17 protein-coding genes are annotated in these 17,680 nt (G+C 72.1%); 9 read left to right on the top strand and 8 right to left on the bottom strand.

Annotated elements, in window-relative coordinates; translation table 11 throughout:
• Window positions 1-14: 14 nt before the first annotated feature.
• Window positions 15-1,544, top strand: coding sequence for a hypothetical protein (locus ASC58_RS16960; RefSeq protein ID WP_056920150.1), 1,530 nt, complete (start codon window positions 15-17; stop codon window positions 1,542-1,544).
• Here ASC58_RS16960 and ASC58_RS16965 read toward each other — a convergent pair.
• Window positions 1,483-3,690 carry a hypothetical protein gene (locus ASC58_RS16965; RefSeq protein ID WP_056916002.1) on the bottom strand — a complete coding sequence of 736 codons (2,208 nt, stop codon included), beginning with the start codon at window positions 3,688-3,690 and terminating at the stop codon, window positions 1,483-1,485. The genes ASC58_RS16960 and ASC58_RS16965 overlap by 62 nt on opposite strands.
• 41 nt (window positions 3,691-3,731) lie before the next feature.
• On the opposite strand from ASC58_RS16965, the gene ASC58_RS16970 reads away from it, so the two are divergent.
• Window positions 3,732-5,213: a glycosyltransferase 87 family protein gene (locus tag ASC58_RS16970; protein WP_235529299.1), complete on the top strand. Its 1,482-nt coding sequence runs from the start codon at window positions 3,732-3,734 to the stop codon at window positions 5,211-5,213.
• Window positions 5,210-6,169 (top strand): D-2-hydroxyacid dehydrogenase family protein, encoded by a 960-nt coding sequence (locus ASC58_RS16975; protein WP_056920151.1) that lies wholly within the window; start codon window positions 5,210-5,212, stop codon window positions 6,167-6,169. The genes ASC58_RS16970 and ASC58_RS16975 overlap by 4 nt, the downstream gene beginning before the upstream one ends.
• Before the next feature lie 12 nt (window positions 6,170-6,181).
• Here ASC58_RS16975 and ASC58_RS16980 read toward each other — a convergent pair whose 3' ends face one another.
• Complete coding sequence (locus ASC58_RS16980; protein ID WP_056916000.1) at window positions 6,182-6,802, bottom strand: TMEM165/GDT1 family protein; 621 nt, start codon at window positions 6,800-6,802, stop codon at window positions 6,182-6,184.
• 42 nt (window positions 6,803-6,844) lie between these two features.
• Between ASC58_RS16980 and ASC58_RS16985 the strand changes: the two genes are divergently transcribed.
• The gene (locus ASC58_RS16985; protein WP_056915999.1) at window positions 6,845-7,258 is read left to right on the top strand and encodes a DUF4446 family protein; all 414 of its coding nucleotides are present in this window, start codon (window positions 6,845-6,847) and stop codon (window positions 7,256-7,258) included.
• A 2-nt stretch (window positions 7,259-7,260) separates the two neighbouring features.
• Window positions 7,261-8,211 (top strand): prephenate dehydratase, encoded by a 951-nt coding sequence (gene pheA, locus ASC58_RS16990; RefSeq protein WP_056920152.1) that lies wholly within the window; start codon window positions 7,261-7,263, stop codon window positions 8,209-8,211.
• A gap of 123 nt (window positions 8,212-8,334) precedes the next feature.
• Here the strand turns inward: pheA and zwf are convergent, their stop codons facing one another.
• Window positions 8,335-9,837, bottom strand: a complete 1,503-nt coding sequence (gene zwf, locus ASC58_RS16995) for a glucose-6-phosphate dehydrogenase (RefSeq protein ID WP_056920153.1) — start codon at window positions 9,835-9,837, stop codon at window positions 8,335-8,337.
• A gap of 145 nt (window positions 9,838-9,982) precedes the next feature.
• On the opposite strand from zwf, the gene efeU reads away from it, so the two are divergent.
• From efeU to efeB, 3 genes are read left to right on the top strand one after another with little or no spacing between them, the layout of a single operon-like run.
• The gene (gene efeU / locus ASC58_RS17000) at window positions 9,983-10,840 is read left to right on the top strand and encodes an iron uptake transporter permease EfeU (RefSeq protein ID WP_056920154.1); all 858 of its coding nucleotides are present in this window, start codon (window positions 9,983-9,985) and stop codon (window positions 10,838-10,840) included.
• 19 nt (window positions 10,841-10,859) lie between these two features.
• On the top strand, window positions 10,860-11,993 hold the full coding sequence (gene efeO, locus ASC58_RS17005) for an iron uptake system protein EfeO (protein WP_056920155.1): 1,134 nt from the start codon (window positions 10,860-10,862) through the stop codon (window positions 11,991-11,993).
• Window positions 11,990-13,255, top strand: a complete 1,266-nt coding sequence (gene efeB, locus ASC58_RS17010; RefSeq protein WP_056920156.1) for an iron uptake transporter deferrochelatase/peroxidase subunit — start codon at window positions 11,990-11,992, stop codon at window positions 13,253-13,255. The genes efeO and efeB overlap by 4 nt, the downstream gene beginning before the upstream one ends.
• On the opposite strand, the gene ASC58_RS17015 is transcribed toward efeB, so the two are convergent.
• From ASC58_RS17015 to ASC58_RS17030, 4 genes are read right to left on the bottom strand one after another with little or no spacing between them, the layout of a single operon-like run.
• Window positions 13,248-13,937, bottom strand: a complete 690-nt coding sequence (locus ASC58_RS17015; protein ID WP_056915993.1) for a phosphatase PAP2 family protein — start codon at window positions 13,935-13,937, stop codon at window positions 13,248-13,250. The genes efeB and ASC58_RS17015 overlap by 8 nt on opposite strands.
• A gap of 55 nt (window positions 13,938-13,992) precedes the next feature.
• Window positions 13,993-14,688: a phosphatase PAP2 family protein gene (locus ASC58_RS17020; RefSeq protein ID WP_056920157.1), complete on the bottom strand. Its 696-nt coding sequence runs from the start codon at window positions 14,686-14,688 to the stop codon at window positions 13,993-13,995.
• On the bottom strand, window positions 14,625-15,335 hold the full coding sequence (locus tag ASC58_RS17025; RefSeq protein WP_235529300.1) for a phosphatase PAP2 family protein: 711 nt from the start codon (window positions 15,333-15,335) through the stop codon (window positions 14,625-14,627). Before ASC58_RS17025 ends, ASC58_RS17020 begins: the two co-directional genes overlap by 64 nt.
• On the bottom strand, window positions 15,335-16,447 hold the full coding sequence (locus ASC58_RS17030; RefSeq protein ID WP_056915991.1) for a diacylglycerol kinase family protein: 1,113 nt from the start codon (window positions 16,445-16,447) through the stop codon (window positions 15,335-15,337). The genes ASC58_RS17025 and ASC58_RS17030 overlap by 1 nt, the downstream gene beginning before the upstream one ends.
• A 48-nt stretch (window positions 16,448-16,495) precedes the next feature.
• Here ASC58_RS17030 and ASC58_RS17035 point away from each other — a divergent pair, with 48 nt between their 5' ends.
• Window positions 16,496-17,053, top strand: coding sequence for a DinB family protein (locus tag ASC58_RS17035; protein ID WP_056920422.1), 558 nt, complete (start codon window positions 16,496-16,498; stop codon window positions 17,051-17,053).
• Here the strand turns inward: ASC58_RS17035 and ASC58_RS17040 are convergent.
• Window positions 17,028-17,666, bottom strand: coding sequence for a LysE family translocator (locus tag ASC58_RS17040; RefSeq protein ID WP_056915990.1), 639 nt, complete (start codon window positions 17,664-17,666; stop codon window positions 17,028-17,030). The genes ASC58_RS17035 and ASC58_RS17040 overlap by 26 nt on opposite strands.
• Between the last annotated feature and the right edge of the window lie 14 nt (window positions 17,667-17,680).

Here is a 17,680-nt window from a genome sequence, read left to right on the forward strand (position 1 = left end):
CCACACTGCACCTCATGGGGAACTCGGTGCGCGCGCGGGCGGGTGCTGCCGCTGTCGCCCTGTCCTTCGCCCTGCTGCTCCTCGTGGGGGTCGCCGGCCCCAATGCGGCCAAGCCCGGCCTCGGACCCCGGGGGTGGGCGCCGGGTGACCTGGCGTGGGCCCCGTCACCGGCGCTGGTCACCGCCCTGCTGTGGACGGCATACCTGCTCGGTGGTGGCGGGGTCGCGCTCCGGCTGGTGACCGCCGGCCGGACCGCCGCAGCGCGGGCGGCCACCCACGCCGGGGACCACGCCGGGGACCGCGCGGGGACCCTCGGCGGGGCCCTCGCCGCACAGGCAGCCGCCCGGTGGCCGGGCTGGCGCTGGCCCCTGCTGCTGGCTGTCGGTGCCCTGCTGACCGGCCCCTTCGGGTCGGCCGACCACACGAACTACGCCGCGTACGGGCGGATCGCGGCCCAGGGCGGCGACCCCTACCTCACCGCCCCGGACGCCTGGCCCGGCTCCGACCCCGTGACCAGCGCGGTCGAACCGCCGTGGAGGGGGACGGTGAGCATCTACGGCCCGTTCGCGACCGCGCTGCAGGCGCTCGCCTCCCTGGTCGGCGGGGCCAACCTGCGCCAGACGGTGTGGGTGTGGCAGCTGCTGGTCGTCGTCGCGTGGCTGCTCGTGCGCTGGCTGCTGCTGCGGGCCGGTGCGGCGCAGCAGCGCGTCGACACGCTGTGGACGTTCAACCCCCTCGTCTTCGGCATCGGCGTCCTCGGCGCCCACGTCGACCTGCTGGCGGCAGCGCTGGCGCTGGCTGCGATCGTGCTCGCAGCGCGGAACCCGTGGCTGGGTGGGCTGGTCGGCGGCCTCGCGGTCTCGACGAAGGTGACGTTCGGCATCGCGGGGGTGGCGCTGCTGGTCGCGTGGTGGGGCCACGAGCGGAGCGGGTTCGCCCGCAGGGCCGTCGCCCTCGTGGTGGGTGCGGTGGTCGTCGTCGTGCCGCTGCACCTGTGGGCCGGGCCGCACGTGTTCGACCAGCTCGACCGGGCCCGGCGGTCCATCTCGCTCGCGACGCCGTGGCGGCTGGTGTTCGAGTGGCTCGCCGGAGGGCCGATGGCCGCGAGCACCGCCCGAGACCTGGTGTCGGTGGCCTCGGTGGTGCTCGCCGTGGTCTTCGTCGTCCTGCTCGCGCGGCTGACCCGCGGCCTCGCGCCCGACACCGCCACCGGGACGGCCGCGCGCTGGGTCGTCGTCCTCAGCGCCGCCTACACGCTGGCCGCGCCCTACTCGCTCCCCTGGTACGACCTGTTGGCCTGGGTCGCCCTCCCCGTGCTGGCACCGGGTGTCGTCGACCTGCTGCTGCTCGGCCGGCTCACGGCGATGGCCGTCGCCTACGTCCCCGGACGCGTGGTCGGGATGACGCGGACCGTCCAGGACCTCACCCTCGGGGTCCGTCGACGAGTGGTGCCGTACGCCGTGCTGGCCGTGTGGGGGTGGCTCACCCTCGCCGCGACGCGCGCGTCTTCGCGAGCGAGCGCGCCTCGTCCTCCAGCACCCTGACGCTGACCGCGATGATCAGGGGGACGGCGATGATCGCGCCGTTGGCCGGGATGGCCACGCCCGAGTCGTTGATCGCGAACCCGATCGTGAGCATGACGAGCAGTGCGATCAGCCCCGGACGCAGGGTGGGGCACGCCTCGTACGACCGCTCCAGGGCCCGCGAGCCCCACGAGGTGGGCCGGGCGAGGATGTAGATGACGAAGACGAGCGCGATGGGGACCAGCAGCGCCAGGCGGTAGTTGCCGAACAGGATCGAGATGTTCTGCTCGAGCTTGCGGCTGACGATGTCCCACGCGCCACCGGTGAACAGGGTGTCGAAGAAGCGGCCGAGGTGGGACTGGTTCTCCACCGCCCGCAGCGAGTCGATGAACCCGACGAGCAGGAACAGGCCGACGGTGACCCCACCGATGAGGGCGCCGCGCCGCCAGGTCATCCGGATGCCGAGGATCGCGAGGACGAGGTAGGCGAGGCCGGGCAGGAGGGCGGGTGGTCCGCCGCCGTCCGCACCCCACCCGGGGTAGCCGTCGACGACGACCGCGGCCAGGCCGATGACGAGGGTGGCCAGGGCGGCGCGTCGCTGCTCCCCGCGCTTGACGTAGTAGCTGGAGACCGCGATGCACAGCAGGAGCGCGGAGGTCGCGAAGAGCGCGAACGTCACGTTCCCCATGCCGTAGAACCGGCCGCCCACCACGGGCTGCAGGCCCATGAGCGAGGAGATCTGCAGGCGGCCACCGAGCATGACGTCGCCGCCCAGGACGAGCATCGTCGCCAGGGACACGACGGCCAGGGGGCCGGTCAGGCGCCGCCCCCACGGCCCGAGGAACGCGATCGCCGAGATGATCGCGACGAAGAGCCCGACCGAGGCGACGATCGCCAGCAGCGGCACGGGGAAGCGCCACCACGGGATGAGGTTGGCGAGGAAGGTCGAGGCCGGCACGGTCGACGCGACGATGGCGACCCGCCGGGTGATCCGCAGCAGGCGCAGGCGCAGCGCGGTCGAGCCGAAGTCGCGGCGCCACACGATGGCAGTGAGCAGGTAGATCGCGAGCTGCGTGTAGACGACCCCGTTGAAGAAGGTCGGCACCAGCGGGTGCACCTCGTGGCTCGCCTCGTCGAAGTCGACCAGCGCCCGCAGCCGGTCCCGCGCTGCCTCGGCGGAGTTCGCGCCGGCCGAGCCGCGGGTCAGGGTGGCCCCGCCGAGCGAGCCGGGCACCGGGACCGCGGCGGCGCTGAGCAGCGTCACGGTGAGGTCGGCCGACTGCACGAGGCCCGGCTGGCGGGTCGACTTCGAGGTGAGGGTGCCGGGTCCGTAGCTGGGGCCCTTGGCGGCGATGAGGCGCAGGCGCTCGCTCGACCCGGCGTCGGAGAGGCTGGCGACGATGACGTCCGACCCGCTCGGTGCCGCCTGCAGGACCTCGCCGATGCGGGTGTCGATGGCGCCGGCCTGCCGGGCGCGGTCGCCGGCCCCCTGCGGCGCGGCCTCACCCTTCGGCAGGTCCGAGGGGTCGCGCAGCGCGCCCACGTCGACGAGCGTCACCCGGCACGCGGACAGCAGCCCGGTGAGCTTCCCCGCGTCGTAGTCGGCGTAGCGCGGCACCGCGCCGGAGGAGTAGGCCGCGCCCACCCCGGCACCGGGCCCGACCGCCTGGACGCACTGCTTGTTGGAGGCGAGGGTCTCGCCGAGGGTGCCCAGCGTCGAGTCGAACTTCTTGTCGGTCGCCGACTTCACGTAGCCGTTCCAGCCGGGCACGACCCCGCTGTCGACGGTCGGCACGGGCGGGCACGGGTCGGTGGTGCTGCGGGCGCCGTTCTTGCCCGGCCCGTCGGCTGCGGCACGGTTGCCCGCCGAAAGGCTCAGCCAGCCGTCGATCGGGCAGGTGTTGGTGAACACCGAGCGCACCGAGATCGCTGCCGTCGAGCCGTCCCGCAGCAGCGACCACAGGGCGGGGGTGGACTTCTCGCTGACGTCGCTCCACGTGAGGCCGCCGGTGCCGACGAGGATGACGGGCTTCGCCGCGGGGAGCGGTGCCGCCGCCGAGAATGACGGGGCTGTGGTGCCGGCGGCGCTGCTGGTGGCGACGGGGACGAGCACGGCCGACACGGTGGCGAGCAGGCCGACGAGGCAGAGCAGGGCGCGGCGGGTCACCGGTACAGGCTACGGGTCGACACACGCGCAAGAATGGGGGCGTGACCACGACGACCCGCCCTGCGGCACCTCCCGGCAGCCGCGACGTGCGGTGGTGGTCGTCGTTGGCCCGTGCCGCCGGACGCCTCGGCTCCGCCGTCGCGGGCCCCGCGTCGCGCGCCGCCGCCCGGTATGCCGCGTGGTCGCCTGCCGTCCGCTGGTCAGTCGCCACCCTGGTGATCGCCCTGGCCGCCTCGATCCCGGTGCTGCGGTACCTCGTCTTCTGGCCGATGGACCAGTGGCAGGTCGACGTCGAGGTGTACCGCGAGGCCGGGGTGTCGATCCTCACCGGTCGGCCGGTCTACTCGGCGATGACCGAGGCGCCCCAGCTCCTGCCGTTCACCTACCCGCCGTTCGCGGCGATCATCGCGATCCCGTTGGCACTGCTGCCCTTCGGGGTGATCGGGTGGCTGTGGACCATCGCCCAGGTCGCGGCGACGACCGCCATCGTCTGGTACGCCGGGTGGCGCCTGATCCACCGCACCGGCTCCCTCGCCCCCCTCACCCTGGCGCTGCTCACGGCGCCGATGCTGTGGCTGCACCCGGTGTCCGACGGCCTGCGCTTCGGGCAGGTCAACGCGTTCATGGTCCTGGCGTGCCTGATGGACCTGCGCCGGCCGCGCCCGGGGGTGCTGCGCCGCATACCGCCGGGGGTCCTCGTCGGGCTCGCCATGTCGATCAAGCTCACCCCGGGCGTGTTCGTCGTGCACTACCTGGTCAACCGGCGCTGGAAGGAGGCCGCGACCGCGGTCGGCACCGCCGTCGCGGTGACCGTCGGGTCGTGGCTGCTGCTGCCCGAGGCGTCCTTCGCGTTCTGGGGAGGCGCACTGCAGGACCCGGCCCGGCTCGGCCCCAACGCCGGCACGTCCAACCAGAGCATCCGTGGGTTCCTCCTGCGGGTCGGGCCCGACGGCCTCGCCGGCAACGTCCTGTGGCTCGTCCTCGTCGCGGTCGTCGGGGTCATCGGCTACTCGCTGGCCCGCCGGGCGTACCGCGCGGGCGACTCGATCAGCGAGGTGGCCGCCGTCGGGCTGATGGCCGTGCTGCTCTCGCCCGTGGCCTGGATCCACCACCTGCACTGGATGGTCGTCGTCGTGTTCGCCGTCCTCGGTGCCGACCCGCTGCGCGACCGCCGACGGGTCTGGGCGGCGGCCGCGATCACCGGGTTCTTCCTCTGCCGGATGCCGTGGTGGGGGATCTCCTGGCTCAACCAGCGCAGCTGGCCGCAGTGGCCCGGCCGGATCCTGCAGAACGCCGACACGTTCGGGTCGCTGCTCGCCCTCGGCCTGCTCTGGTGGGCCCTGCACCTTCCGGCAGCAGCCCGTCGCTCCGACGCTGACGTGGGTGCCGGCGGGGCCTCTGAGGTGGGCACCGACGGCGCTGACGGCGCTGACGGTGCGGACCCGGGTCTCTACGGCGCCGACCTGGGCGCGGCCGGCGCCGGCTCACCGGCCAGCGACCGCTCGGCGGTGGACGCACGATGAGGGTCGCCGTGCTCGACGACTACCAGGCCGCCTTCGGCCAGCTGGAGGCAGCGCGCCGTCTCGCCGAGGCCGGCCACGAGGTCGTGACGTTCGCCGACTCGGTGTCGGGCCCGGCGTTGGCGGGACGGCTCAGCGGGTTCGACGCGGTCGTGCTGCTCCAGCAGCGCACGGCCCTGCCGCGTGAGGTCGTCGACCACCTCGACACCGTCCGCCTCGTCAGCCAGACCGGCCGCAACACCGGTCACCTCGACCTCGCCGCACTGGCCGAGCGGGGCATCACCGTGAGCGCCGGCGGTGCCGGGTCGGCGTCGACGACCGCCGAGCTGACCTGGGGCCTGATCCTCGCCTCGCTGCGCCACCTGCCCGCCGAGGTCGCCCGCCTCCGCGCCGGCCAGTGGCAGGGTTCGGTGGGCACCTCGGTCGCCGGGAAGACCCTCGGCATCTACGGTCTCGGACGGATCGGCAGCCAGGTCGCCGTCGTCGGCAGCGCCTTCGGGATGCGGGTGCTCTGCTGGGGTCGAACGGGTTCGCAGGAGCGCGCGCGGGAGGCCGGGTTCGAGGTGGCAGGGAGCCGCGAGGAGTTCTTCTCGTCGGCCGACGTCCTGTCGCTGCACCTGCCCCTCAACGACGACACCCGCGGCATCGTCACCGCTGCGGACCTCGCCCTGATGAAGCCGGGCGCCCTGCTGGTCAACACCTCGCGCGCCGGCCTGATGGAGCCGGGCGTCCTTGCTGCCGCCGTGTCCGCGGGACGCCCCGGCCGCGCCGCGGTGGACGTCTTCGAGGACGAACCCGTCCTCGACGCGTCCGACCCGCTGCTCGCCCTGCCCGCCGTGACGGCGACACCCCACCTCGGCTACGTCGAGTGGGACGTCCTCGACAGCCTCTACACCGCTGCCGTCGACCAGGTCCTCGCGTTCGCCGCCGGCGAACCGATCAACCTCGTCACCCCCTGACCCGGCCGGGCGTCAGCCGCCGAAGACGCCGGCGATCTCGAGGGCGGTGACGGCTGCGAGCAGGAGGCAGACCCCGCCACCGACGCGGCGGATCGTCGCGAGCTTCACCCGCGACAGCAGGACGCGACCGATGATCGTCGCCAGGCCGGAGATGGTGACCAGCGCGAGGAACGCACCCACGAACACCGAGATCGGGTCGTGGTAGCGCAGCACCAGGGTCGCCGTGAGGATCTGGGACAGGTCGCCCCACTCGGCGAGGAACAGCACCCCGAACGACACCCCGATGGCCTTGAGCCCGACCGCGGTGGCCGCGCCCTTGTGCGAGAACTCCTCCTCCGCCTCGGCCTCCTCCTCGTCGGCCTTGGACGCACCGCGCAGCAGCAGCACCCCGCCGATGAGGAACATCGCAGCAGCGAAGACCTCGACCGGGGTGCGTGGCAACCGGGCGAGCAGCCCACCCACCGAGACGGCCACGAGGGTCTGGACGAGGAACGCCAGCGACACCCCGATCCACACGAACAACGGCCGGAACCGGGTGGCCAGCACGAGGGTGGCGATGAAGGTCTTGTCGGGGAGCTCCACGAGGAAGATCGCGCCGAAGACGATGGCGGCGGTGACGAGGCTCAATTCCATATCGCGTCGACTGTATCGACGTCGCGCCAATACGCTTCCGGGGTGTCCGACTCCGCCCTGACCCTCGTCGCGCTGGTCGTCGCGGTGCTCGCCCTGGCCGTCGCCGCGCTCGCCGTCGCGCAGGCCGGTCGGGCCCGTGCCCAGGTCCGGGTCCTCGAGACCCAGCGACCCGTCGGTGCCGGCGACCTCGCGGCCCTGCGGGCCGACATCGCCCAGGCGCTGCGCCACGTGGCGGTGGTGCGCTACGACGCCTTCGGCGACATGGGCGGACGGCTGTCCTTCAGTGCGGCCGTGGTCGACGACCGCGGCGACGGCCTCGTCTTCTCCGCCATCCACGCACGCGGCGAGTCCCGCACCTACGCCAAGGGTGTCGTCGGTGGAGGCTCGGACGCGACCCTGACGCCCGAGGAGCAGCAGGCGCTCGCCGCTGCCCGCACCGGATCCCAGAAGGCCTGACGATGACCGAGACGACCGACGCCGGCTCCCGCACCTACGCCTACCTCGGGCCCGAGGGCACTTTCACCCAGATGGCCCTCGCCGCCTGGGCCCCGTCCGCAGGCGCGCAGCACCGCCCGTGCGGCTCGGTCGACGCAGCCCTCGCCCTGCTGCGGGCCGGGGAGGTCGACGGCGCGATGGTGCCGATCGAGAACTCCGTCGAGGGCGGTGTCAGTGCCACGCTCGACGCCCTCGCCAGCGGCGACCCGCTCGTGGTGGTCGCCGAGGTGCTCGTCCCCATCACCTTCGTGCTCGCCGCCCGCCCCGGTATGGCGCTCGCCGACGTCCGTGCGGTCGGCACCCACTCGCACGCCTGGGCGCAGGTCCGCGGCTGGATGGACGCGAACCTCCCCGACGCGACCTACGTCCCCACGCTGTCGACCGCCGCCGCGGCGGCGGGGCTGGTCGGGACCGCCGGCGAGCAGGCGGCATACCAGGCGGCGGTCTGCGCGCCGGTGGCGGCGAGCAACCACGGGTTGGAGGTCCTGGCCGAGGACATCGGTGACAACGCGGCGGCGGTGACGCGGTTCGTCCTCGTCGCGCGGCCGGGCGACCTCCCCGAACGCACCGGAGCCGACAAGACGACGCTGGTGCTGTTCCAGCGCGACGACCACGCCGGTGGCCTGCTCGAGCTGCTGGAGCAGTTCGCCGTGCGTGGGATCAACATGTCGCGCCTGGAGTCACGCCCCACGAAGGCGTCGATGGGCAGCTACTGCTTCTCCATCGACATCGAGGGCCACGTCCTCGACGAACGCGTCGGCGAGGCGCTGCTGGGGCTGAAGCGGGTCTGCGCGGAGGTGCGGTTCCTCGGCAGCTACCCGGCGGCCCACGGCACGGCGGTGCGCGTCACGCCGCACACGACCGACGAGGCGTTCGGCGAGGCCCGCACCTGGCTCCACTCCCTGCGCGCCTGAGCGCGCCACCCCGCCCCCACCCCATCCGCAAAGCGGGTGTCCTTCGGGAAACCCGGCACAAATAAGTCCCGTGTTGCACAACGACACCCGCTTTGCGCGAGTAAGCGCGAGCCGGGGGTGCGGTTACTTCTCTCGCCAGACGCGTTCGAAGGGCAGGCGCCAGGCGTGCGGGGCGATGAGCTGGTGGATGGCGTTCGGGCCCCAGGTGCCGGGCGGGTAGGACTTCACCTCGGGCGGGTTCTCCAGCAGCGGCGCGGACCGCTCCCACAGCGACTCGATGCCCTCGGCCGTCGTGAACAGGGTGTGGTCGCCGCGCATGGCGTCGAGGATGAGCCGCTCGTACGCCTCGAGGACGTCGCCGGCGCGCTCGGTCTCCTGGGTGGAGAACTGCATCGACAGCTTCTCCAGCCGCATGCCCGGCCCGGGGCGCTTGCCGTAGAACGACAGCGACACCTTGGACTCGTCGGCCAGGTCGAAGGTCAGGTGGTCTGGTCCGGCGTTCCCCACCCCGGAGTGCGCGGGGAACATCGACCGCGGCGCCTCCTTGAACGCGATCGAGATGATGCGCGCGCCCTCGGCCATCTTCTTGCCGGTGCGCAGGTAGAACGGGACGCCTGCCCAGCGCCAGTTGTCGAGGCCGCACTTGAGCGCGATGAAGGTCTCGGTGTCGGAGTCGCGCGGCACCCCGTCGAGGGCGGTGTACCCGGCGAACTGGCCGCGCACGACGTGCTGCGGCTCGATCGGCAGCAACGACCGGAAGACCTTGTTCTTCTCCTCGGAGATGGCCCGGGGCTCCAGCGCGGTGGGCGGCTCCATCGCCACGAACGCCATGACCTGGAACAGGTGCGTGACGACCATGTCCTTGTAGGCGCCGGTCGCCTCGTAGAAGTTGGCCCGCTGGTCCAGCCCGAGCGTCTCGGGGATGTCGATCTGGATGTGGTCGATGAAGTTGCGGTTCCAGATCGGCTCGAACAACCCGTTGGCGAAGCGGAAGGCGAGGATGTTCTGGGCCGCCTCCTTGCCGAGGAAGTGGTCGATCCGGAAGACCTGCCGCTCGTCGAACGTCTCGTGCACCTGGTCGTTGAGCGCGATCGCGCTGGCGAGGTCGGTGCCGAACGGCTTCTCCATGACCACTCGTGAGCGGTCCACCAGGTCGGCCTCGCGCAGCATCTTGATGACGGCGATCGCCGCCTTGGGCGGGACCGACAGGTAGTGCAGTCGCAGGGCGTTCGGGCCGAGGTGCTCCTCGGCGCTGGCCACGGCCGCGGCCAGCGGTCCGGGGCCGGCGGACTGCGGGACGTAGACGAGGTGGTCGTCGAAGGCATCCCACTGCTCGGGCGTGAGCCGGTGGCTGCCGAACTCCTCGACCGCCGTCCGCGCGAACTCGCGGAACTCCTCGTCGCTCATCTCCTCCAGCGACGTCCCGACCACCCGGATCGCCGGGGCGAGCTCGGAGGCGGCGAGGTGGGCCAGGCCGGGGAGCAGCTTGCGGCGGGCCAGGTCTCCCGTCGCCCCGAACAGGACGACCACGTGCGGGTCGGCCCGCTCCAGCGCTCCTCGCGAGGCCCGCGCGTCGGAGGCCGGGTAGGAGATCGTCTGCGCACTGGACGGCGTGGGGTCGGACACGTGCCGATACTCCCACCGCCACCGGCGCCGTGCACCCGGGTTCGGAGCGCGGGCCAAGGGGCGGGGACCGACTTGACGTCATGCCTTAGGGAAGGCTTACCTTAGTCTTAATACGCAACGTCCCCATGCCGGAAATCAGGTCACCGTGCTCGTCAGCAACGCGCTCATCGGACTCAGGGAGGGCCTCGAGGCCGCCCTCGTCGTCGTCATCCTCGTCGCGTTCCTCGTGAAGACCGACCGGCGGTGGGCCCTGCGGCAGGTGTGGACCGGCGTCGCGGTGGCGGTCGCCCTCTCGGTCGGCATCGGAGCGCTGCTCACGTATGGCACGCGCCAGCTCTCGTTCGAGGCGCAGGAGCTGATCGGGGGGACCGCGTCGGTCGTCGCCGTCGCCTTCGTCACCGCGATGGTCTTCTGGATGCGCACAGCTGCCCGCACCATCTCGGGCGAGCTCAAGGGGCGCCTCGACCAGGCCCTGTCGGTCGGTGGCTGGGCTGTCGCGCTCGTCGGCTTCCTCGGTGTCGGACGCGAGGGCCTCGAGACCGCCCTGTTCTTCTACGCCAGCGTGCAGACCGCCGGGGCCGGGACGACGCAGCCGCTCGTCGGGTTCGTCATCGGCCTCGCCGTGGCGGTCGCCCTTGGCGTCCTCATCTACCGCGGAGCCGTGCGGATCAACCTGTCGAGGTTCTTCCGGTGGACCGGGATCGCGCTCGTCGTGGTCGCCGCCGGCATCCTGTCCTACGGTCTGCACGACCTGCAGGAGGCAGCCCTCCTGCCCGGCCTGAACAGCCTCGCGTTCGACGTGAGCGGGGCCGTGCCACCCGACTCCTGGTACGGGGTGCTCCTCAAGGGCACGGTCAACTTCACGCCGAACACGACGTGGCTGCAGGCGGTCGCGTGGACCCTCTACACCGCCACGGTCCTCACCCTCTTCCTGCGCCCGCAACGCAGCGCTGCCGCCGCATCCTCCTCGCAGGCAGTCACCCCTGCCGCGACCGCACACTGACCCCAGGAGCACCCGCACCATGCGCACCCCCACCCTCACCGTCGCCCTCACGGCGCTCGTCCTGGCCGCGACGGCTGCCTGCAGCTCGGAACCGACGGAGGGGAACGCCGCCGTCGTCGGTGGCCCGATCACCGTCGAGGCGACCGACACGTCCTGCACGGTGGCGCGCACGAGGGCGGCCGCCGGCACCATCGAGTTCACCGTGCGCAACACCGGCTCCAAGGTCAACGAGTTCTACGTCTACGGCGAGGGCGACCAGATCCTCGGCGAGGTCGAGAACCTCACGCCGGGCCTGACCCGCAGCTTCCACGTCGAGGTCGCCACCCCCGGCACCTACCAGACCGCCTGCAAGCCCGGGATGAAGGGCGACGGGATCCGCGGCGACTTCACGGTCACCGGCGCGACCTCGAGCCAGGCGCCCGACGCCGCCATGGCCACTGCCGTCGCCGACTACCAGGAGTTCGTGTCGGCCCAGGCCGACGCGCTGCTGGCTCGCACCACCGAGTTCGTCGACCTGGTGAAGGCGGGGAAGGTGGCCGACGCGAAGAAGGCCTACCCGCTGGCCCGCGGTCCGTGGGAGCGGATCGAGCCCGTGGCCGAGTCGTTCGGCGACCTCGACCCGAAGATCGACGGGCGTGAGGACGTCGTCGAGGAGGGCATGCAGTTCACCGGGTTCCACCGTCTCGAGAAGGACCTGTGGGCGAGCGGCCTGCAGCCTGACACCTCGGTGGTGGCCGACCAGCTGCTCGTCGACGTGAAGGAGATCGTCGCGAAGGCCAAGGCCGTGACCCTCAACCCCCTCCAGCTGGCCAACGGCTCCAAGGCCCTGCTCGACGAGGTCGCGACCGGCAAGATCACTGGCGAGGAGGACCGTTACAGCCACACCGACCTCTACGACTTCGACGAGAACGTCAAGGGATCCAAGGCTGCGATCGACGCGTTGCGTCCGGTCCTCAAGGCTCGTGACGCCGCGCTCCTCGCGACGATCGACAGCCGCTTCGCCGCCCTCGACACGGCTCTGGACGCCCACCGCACCGACACCGGGTTCGAGTCGTACACCGCCCTGAGCCCGGCCGAGGTCAAGGCGCTCGCCGTGGCGCTGGACGCCGTGAGCGAGCCGATCTCCAAGGTCGCCGCCGTGGTCGCGAAGTGACCGACCTGACCCGACGCAGCTTGCTCGGCGTGGGTGCCGGGGCAGCAGCGCTGGGGGCCGTCGCCGGCGTCGGTGGCGCGTATGCCGCGCAGCGAACGGACGGGTCGGGTCCCGCGACTCCTTCGGTGGACGACCAGGTGGTCGCCTTCCGCGGGGAGCACCAGGCCGGTATCACCACCCCGGCGCAGGACCGCATGCACTTCGTCGCCCTCGACGTGACGACGACCGACCGCGACGAGCTGCGCGACCTGCTGAAGACGTGGACGCGGGCCGCCGAACGCATGACCGCCGGCGCCGAGGCGGCTCCGGGCGGGGTGGTCGGCGGGGGGCCGTACGGCGTGCCCGAGGACACCGGCGAGGCCTACGACCTCGACGCGGCGGACCTCACCATCACCATCGGGTACGGGCCTTCCCTGTTCGACGGACGCTTCGGTCTGGCGGACCGGCGACCGGAGGGCCTGCGCGAGCTGCCGGCCTTCGTCGGCGACGACCTGGACCCCGCACGCAGTGGTGGCGACCTGTGCATCCAGGCCTGTGCGAACGACCCGCAGGTGGCCGTGCACGCGGTGCGCAACCTCGTGCGCCTCGGGTTCGGGGTGGGGTCGGTGCGCTGGAGCCAGCTCGGGTTCGGCCGGACCTCGTCGACCTCACGCAGCCAGACGACCCCGCGGAACCTGTTCGGGTTCAAGGACGGGACGAACAACGTGAAGTCCGAGGACGGCGCCGCCCTCGACGACCACGTCTGGGTGCAGCCCGAGGACGTGCCGGGCGCCACCTCCTGGCTGGCCGGGGGCTCCTACCTCGTCGCCCGCCGGATCCGGATGCACGTCGAGGTCTGGGATCGGACGACCTTGCAGGAGCAGGAGCAGGTCGTCGGCCGCACCAAGGGCGAGGGTGCGCCGCTCGGCCAGAAGGCCGAGTTCGACACCCTCGACCTGACCACGCCGGGTGCCGACGGCCAGCCGGCCATCCCGGCCGACGCGCACGTCGCGCTCGCGCACGAGAGCCGGCTCGGCGGCATACGGATCCTGCGCCGGGGGTACAACTTCACGGACGGGTCGGACGGGCTCGGGCACCTGGACGCAGGGCTGTTCTTCGTCGCCTTCATGAGGGACGCGCACAGGCAGTTCGTGCCGATGCAGAAGGCGTTGGCCGCCAAGGACAGGCTCAACGAGTACATCGAGCACACCGGGTCGGCGGTCTTCGCGTGCCCGCCCGGGCTGACCGCCGACGAGCACTGGGGCCAGCGGCTGTTCAGCTGACGGCGGCCCTTGCGCGGTCGGTGACCTTGCGGCGGCTGGTGAACCGCCACCAGCCCCACGCCAGCAGCGCGCAGGCGATCCCGTTGAGCATCCCGACGGAGACGTCCGTGACGTGGTGCATGCCGCGGTAGAGGCGGGCGAAGGTCACGAGCAGCGGGAGGGCCAGGCAGACCACGGTCGTGAGGACCCGCAGCCACGTGCGCTCGATGCGCGCGGCGAGGAGGGCGAGCGAGAGGTACAGGGCGGTCGAGGCGCCGACGTGGCCGCTGGGGTAGCTCGACGTCGGAGGCGCCGGGTCGAGGTGGGGGACGGTGGGCCGCGGGCGTCCGACCACGAGGGTGGCCAGGACGAAGATGGTCGCCTGCAGCGAGATCGCGATGACGGGGACGATGCTGAACAACCAGTCGCGCGTGCGCCACAGCAGGATCAGGCTGATGAGGATGCACACCGCGATGACGTACTCGGTGTTGCCGACGTGCGACCAGAGCATCGTGATCTGGTTCCACGTGGGCGTGCGGTCCGAGGCCAGCGTCTTGTTGACCGACTCCTCGTCCTTGGACAGCCCGGTGAGTGGGCCGGTGATGAGCAGGCCGAAGCCCACGATCGCCCCCCACACGACGACGCCGGGCGCGATGGCCCGGACGAGGAGGTCGGTGAGGTTTTCCTTGTGAACGCTGGCCATGAGGCGAAGGTAGTGGCCCCGGTGCAGATCTGCGCGGGTCGTTCTCAGGGTCCGTTCAGGTGGCGAGCGCGGCCTTGGCCCGCCCGGTGGCGGTCTGCGTGCGGGTGGCCTTCCACCAGTGGAACGCCAGCAGGGCGCACGCGATGCCGTTGAGCATCGCGACGACGACGTCGGAGATGTGGTGGGCACCGCGGTAGAGCCGGGCCAGGCCGACCAGGACCGGCAGGACGGCGCAGACGCCGATCACCAGCCGGCGCAGGCCGGCGCGCTCGATCCGGGTGGCCGCCATGAGCAGCAACGAGACGTAGAGCGCCGTCGAGGCCCCGGTGTGCCCGCTCGGGAAGCTGGAGGTCGGCGGTGAGGCGTCCATCGGGATGGCCGGGGGCCGCTGGCGCCCGACGGCCATGGTCGCGAACAGGAAGATCAGGGCCTGCAGGGAGATCGCCACCAGCGGGACGACCGACCAGCGCAGGTCACGCGTGCGCCAGTACAGGATCCCCACGGCGACCAGGCAGATCGCGATGACGTACTCGGTGTTCCCCACGTGCGAGAACACCGCGCTCACCGGGTCGAGCGCATCGTTGCGGAACCGGTTGAAGTCCGCGGAGATGCGGTCCTCCTTGTGGTCGATCACCGCCAGCGGCCCGGTGATGAGCAGCCCGAGGGCGACCACCACCGCGAAGACGCCTACGCCGGGGACGACGGTCCGGGTGAGGAGGTCGCGGCCTTCTTGCCAATGAATCCGAGCCATGAGGAGAACGTAGTGCCCACGCCGAGGATCCACCCCGCGAGCACGTCCGACGCGAAGTGCACACCGAGGAAGATCCGGTCCAGGCCGACGAGCACCACCACGACGACGGCCACCGTGGTGGCCACGCGGCGCCCGGCGTGCGACAGCAGCGGCCACAGCAGGAACACCATCGCCGTGGCGATGATCGCGGCGTTGGATGCGTGACCCGACGGGAACGAGTACCCCGGGGCGTGCGAGATCGGGTCGTCGACGACCGGTCGGGCCCGCTGCACCAGGAGCTTGGCGTCCAGGGCGAGGTTCCAGCCGATCATCATGGTGACGAAGGCCCACAGTGCGCGGTTGCGCAGCTTCTTGACCAACCACGCCCACAGGCAGACGAGCGTCGCCGCGATGTAGAGCACCCACGGCTGGCTGATCGCCTGGAGCGCGATGAGCGCGTCCGCCGCGCCGATCGACCGCGTGATGTCGGTGGCCCGGTCGGCCATGGCCTCGTCGAAGCGGATGAGCGGGCCGAACTGCTGGCGCACGGCGAACCCGATGAGCACGAACGGCACCGCGAACAGCACCATCGCGATGACCCCGCGACCGAGCCGGGCCAGTCGGGTCCGGCCGCCGGAGCGCGACGGCGCCTGTGCGTGGCCCGCCATCAGTCGGGGGAGCCCACGCGGACGACGAGGGCGCCGGGGACGATCTCTGCGTTGACGGCGCGGGCCTTGCCGAGGACATCACCGTCGATCTGGACCTCCTGCGGGCGGTCGGCGCGGATGCGGATCGTGTCGTGGGTGTAGTGGTCGACGCGACTGTGGCCCTTGCGCTTCTTGGAGGCGAGGCGCGCGGCGACGGCGGCCCAGCCGACGACGCCCTGCGGGGACAGCACCACGGTGTCGAGCTTGCCGTCGTCGAGCTCGGCCTCCGGCATCAGCACCAGCCCGCCGAGGAGCTTGCCGCAGTTGCCGATGATGACCGTGCGCGCGCGACGGGTGAACTCCTCCTGGTCGTCGATCTTCATGCGGACCTTGAACTGCGGGCCGCGCAGGTTGCGGGCACCCGAGACGACGTAGGCAGCCGGACCGACCTTGGCCTTGAGCCCCTCGGGGGCGTCGGCCATGATCGCCGCGTCGAAGCCGAGCCCGGCCATGACGAGGAAGACGTGCTGGGCGGGCCGCTCGTGCTCGCCGGACTGGTCGATGGTGAGGCGGCCGACGTCGACGCGCTTGTTCTGTCCGGTGAGGGCGACCCGCAGCGCGTCCCCGAGGTCGTCGACGGGCAGGTCGAGGTTGCGGGCCAACAGGTTGCCGGTGCCCCCGGGCAGCAGCCCCATCGGGGTGTCGGTGCCCACGAGCACCTCTGCGACCGCGCGGACCGTGCCGTCGCCACCGAGCGGGCAGATGAGGTCGACCTGGCGCTCGAGCGCCTCGCGGGTCTGGCCCTGACCGGTGTCCTCGGCCGTGGTCTCGATGAACAACGGCTCGGTCCAGCCGAGGGCCTGCGACTCCTCGGTGATCTGCTTCTTCACCGCCGGCAGGTCGTCGAACTTGGTGGGGTTGATGATGATCGCTGCGCGACGCGTGGGTGTCTCGGACACGGTGCCCTCCGGGCGGAACTCGTTGCGGTGCGGGCGGCGCCCCCACCGGCGTCCTCGGTGGGCACCTCCGGAGCTGTTGACCCGCATCCCTGCCCAGCCGGCGATGCCGAGGGCGAGGAGGATGACGAGGACGATCGCCGCGAAGGCGATCCAGCCGGAGTGTTCGTGGAGCACGGGGCGACGCTACCGGCTCCCGTGGGCGTTCGCGTCTACGGTGTCGTCATGGGAGCAGCGGACGACGCGGTCGAGCCGGACACCAAGGACTGGACCTGGACGCTGGAGCGCGCCTGCCCCGAGTGCGGGTTCGAGGCGGCCGCCGTCGCGGCCGAGTCCGTCGCCGGGCTGACGGTCGAGCTCACGGTGCCGTGGCAGCAGGTGCTCGCCCGCGATGACGTCGCGAACCGTCCGGGCCCCGGGGTCTGGTCGCCGCTGGAGTACGCCTGCCACGTCCGTGACGTGTGCCGGGTGTTCGGAGGACGGGTCCGGCTCATGCTCGACGAGGACGAGCCGACGTTCCCCAACTGGGACCAGGACGAGACCGCCCTGGAGGAGGGGTACGGCGCGCAGGACCCGCTGCTCGTCGGGCGCCAGCTGGCCGAGGCCGCGGACGCGGTGGCGGCCTCGTTCGCCGGCGTCGAGGGCGACCAGTGGGCACGACGCGGACTGCGCAGCAACGGGTCCGCGTTCACGGTGGAGTCGCTGGGTCGCTACTTCCTGCACGACCTCGCCCACCACCTCGTGGACGTGGGGGCGGTCAGGCCCTGGTCGGGTGACCGGTGAGGGCGGCCGCCCCACCCATGACGAGGAAGATCGACCCGGAGACGTACTTCTGCCGCTCGACGGCCCGCGGGTGCCGGCCGAGCCACCGGCCGATGGAGCCGGCACTCAGGGCGTAGACGCTGTCGAACACGGCGCCGATGACGACGAAGACCGCCCCCAGCACGAGGACCTGCGACCAGATCGGGCCGGCCTCGCGGTGCAGGAACTGCGGGAAGAACGCGACGAAGAAGACCGCAGTCTTCGGGTTGGAGATGCCGACGAGGAACGCGTCGCCGAACGCGCGGCCGGTGTTCGTGACCGGTGCCCGGTCGAGGGCGAAGTGCCCCTTGCTGCGGAACTCCCGGACCGCCAGCCAGACGAGGTATGCCGCGCCGGCGTACTTCACGACGGAGAAGGCGAGCACCGACGAGCTGATGACCGCGGACAGCCCGAACGCCGTCGCGACCACCATCACCGCGGTCGCCGTCTCGATGCCGGCCATCGACGCGACGGCCAGCCGACGGCTGCCGTGGCCGATGCCGCGCGAGATGAGGAACAGCATCGCCGGCCCCGGCAGGAGGATCAGCGCGGTGGCGGCGACGGCGAAGGCACCCAGGGTGGCGGCGGACGGCATACGGGAAGGATGGG

This window comes from Phycicoccus sp. Root101, from assembly GCF_001426245.1.
Taxonomy (GTDB): Bacteria; Actinomycetota; Actinomycetes; order Actinomycetales; family Dermatophilaceae; genus Pedococcus.

Coding starts and splice junctions, on each gene's coding strand:
- ASC58_RS16960 (WP_056920150.1), top strand. CDS start 15: ATGGGGAACTCGGTGCGCGCGCGGGCGGGTGCTGCCGCTGTCGCCCTG.
- ASC58_RS16975 (WP_056920151.1), top strand. CDS start 5,210: ATGAGGGTCGCCGTGCTCGACGACTACCAGGCCGCCTTCGGCCAGCTG.
- ASC58_RS16980 (WP_056916000.1), bottom strand. CDS start 6,802: ATGGAATTGAGCCTCGTCACCGCCGCCATCGTCTTCGGCGCGATCTTC.
- pheA (WP_056920152.1), top strand. CDS start 7,261: ATGACCGAGACGACCGACGCCGGCTCCCGCACCTACGCCTACCTCGGG.
- efeO (WP_056920155.1), top strand. CDS start 10,860: ATGCGCACCCCCACCCTCACCGTCGCCCTCACGGCGCTCGTCCTGGCC.
- ASC58_RS17015 (WP_056915993.1), bottom strand. CDS start 13,937: ATGGCCAGCGTTCACAAGGAAAACCTCACCGACCTCCTCGTCCGGGCC.
- ASC58_RS17020 (WP_056920157.1), bottom strand. CDS start 14,688: ATGGCTCGGATTCATTGGCAAGAAGGCCGCGACCTCCTCACCCGGACC.
- ASC58_RS17025 (WP_235529300.1), bottom strand. CDS start 15,335: ATGGCGGGCCACGCACAGGCGCCGTCGCGCTCCGGCGGCCGGACCCGA.
- ASC58_RS17035 (WP_056920422.1), top strand. CDS start 16,496: ATGGGAGCAGCGGACGACGCGGTCGAGCCGGACACCAAGGACTGGACC.
- ASC58_RS17040 (WP_056915990.1), bottom strand. CDS start 17,666: ATGCCGTCCGCCGCCACCCTGGGTGCCTTCGCCGTCGCCGCCACCGCG.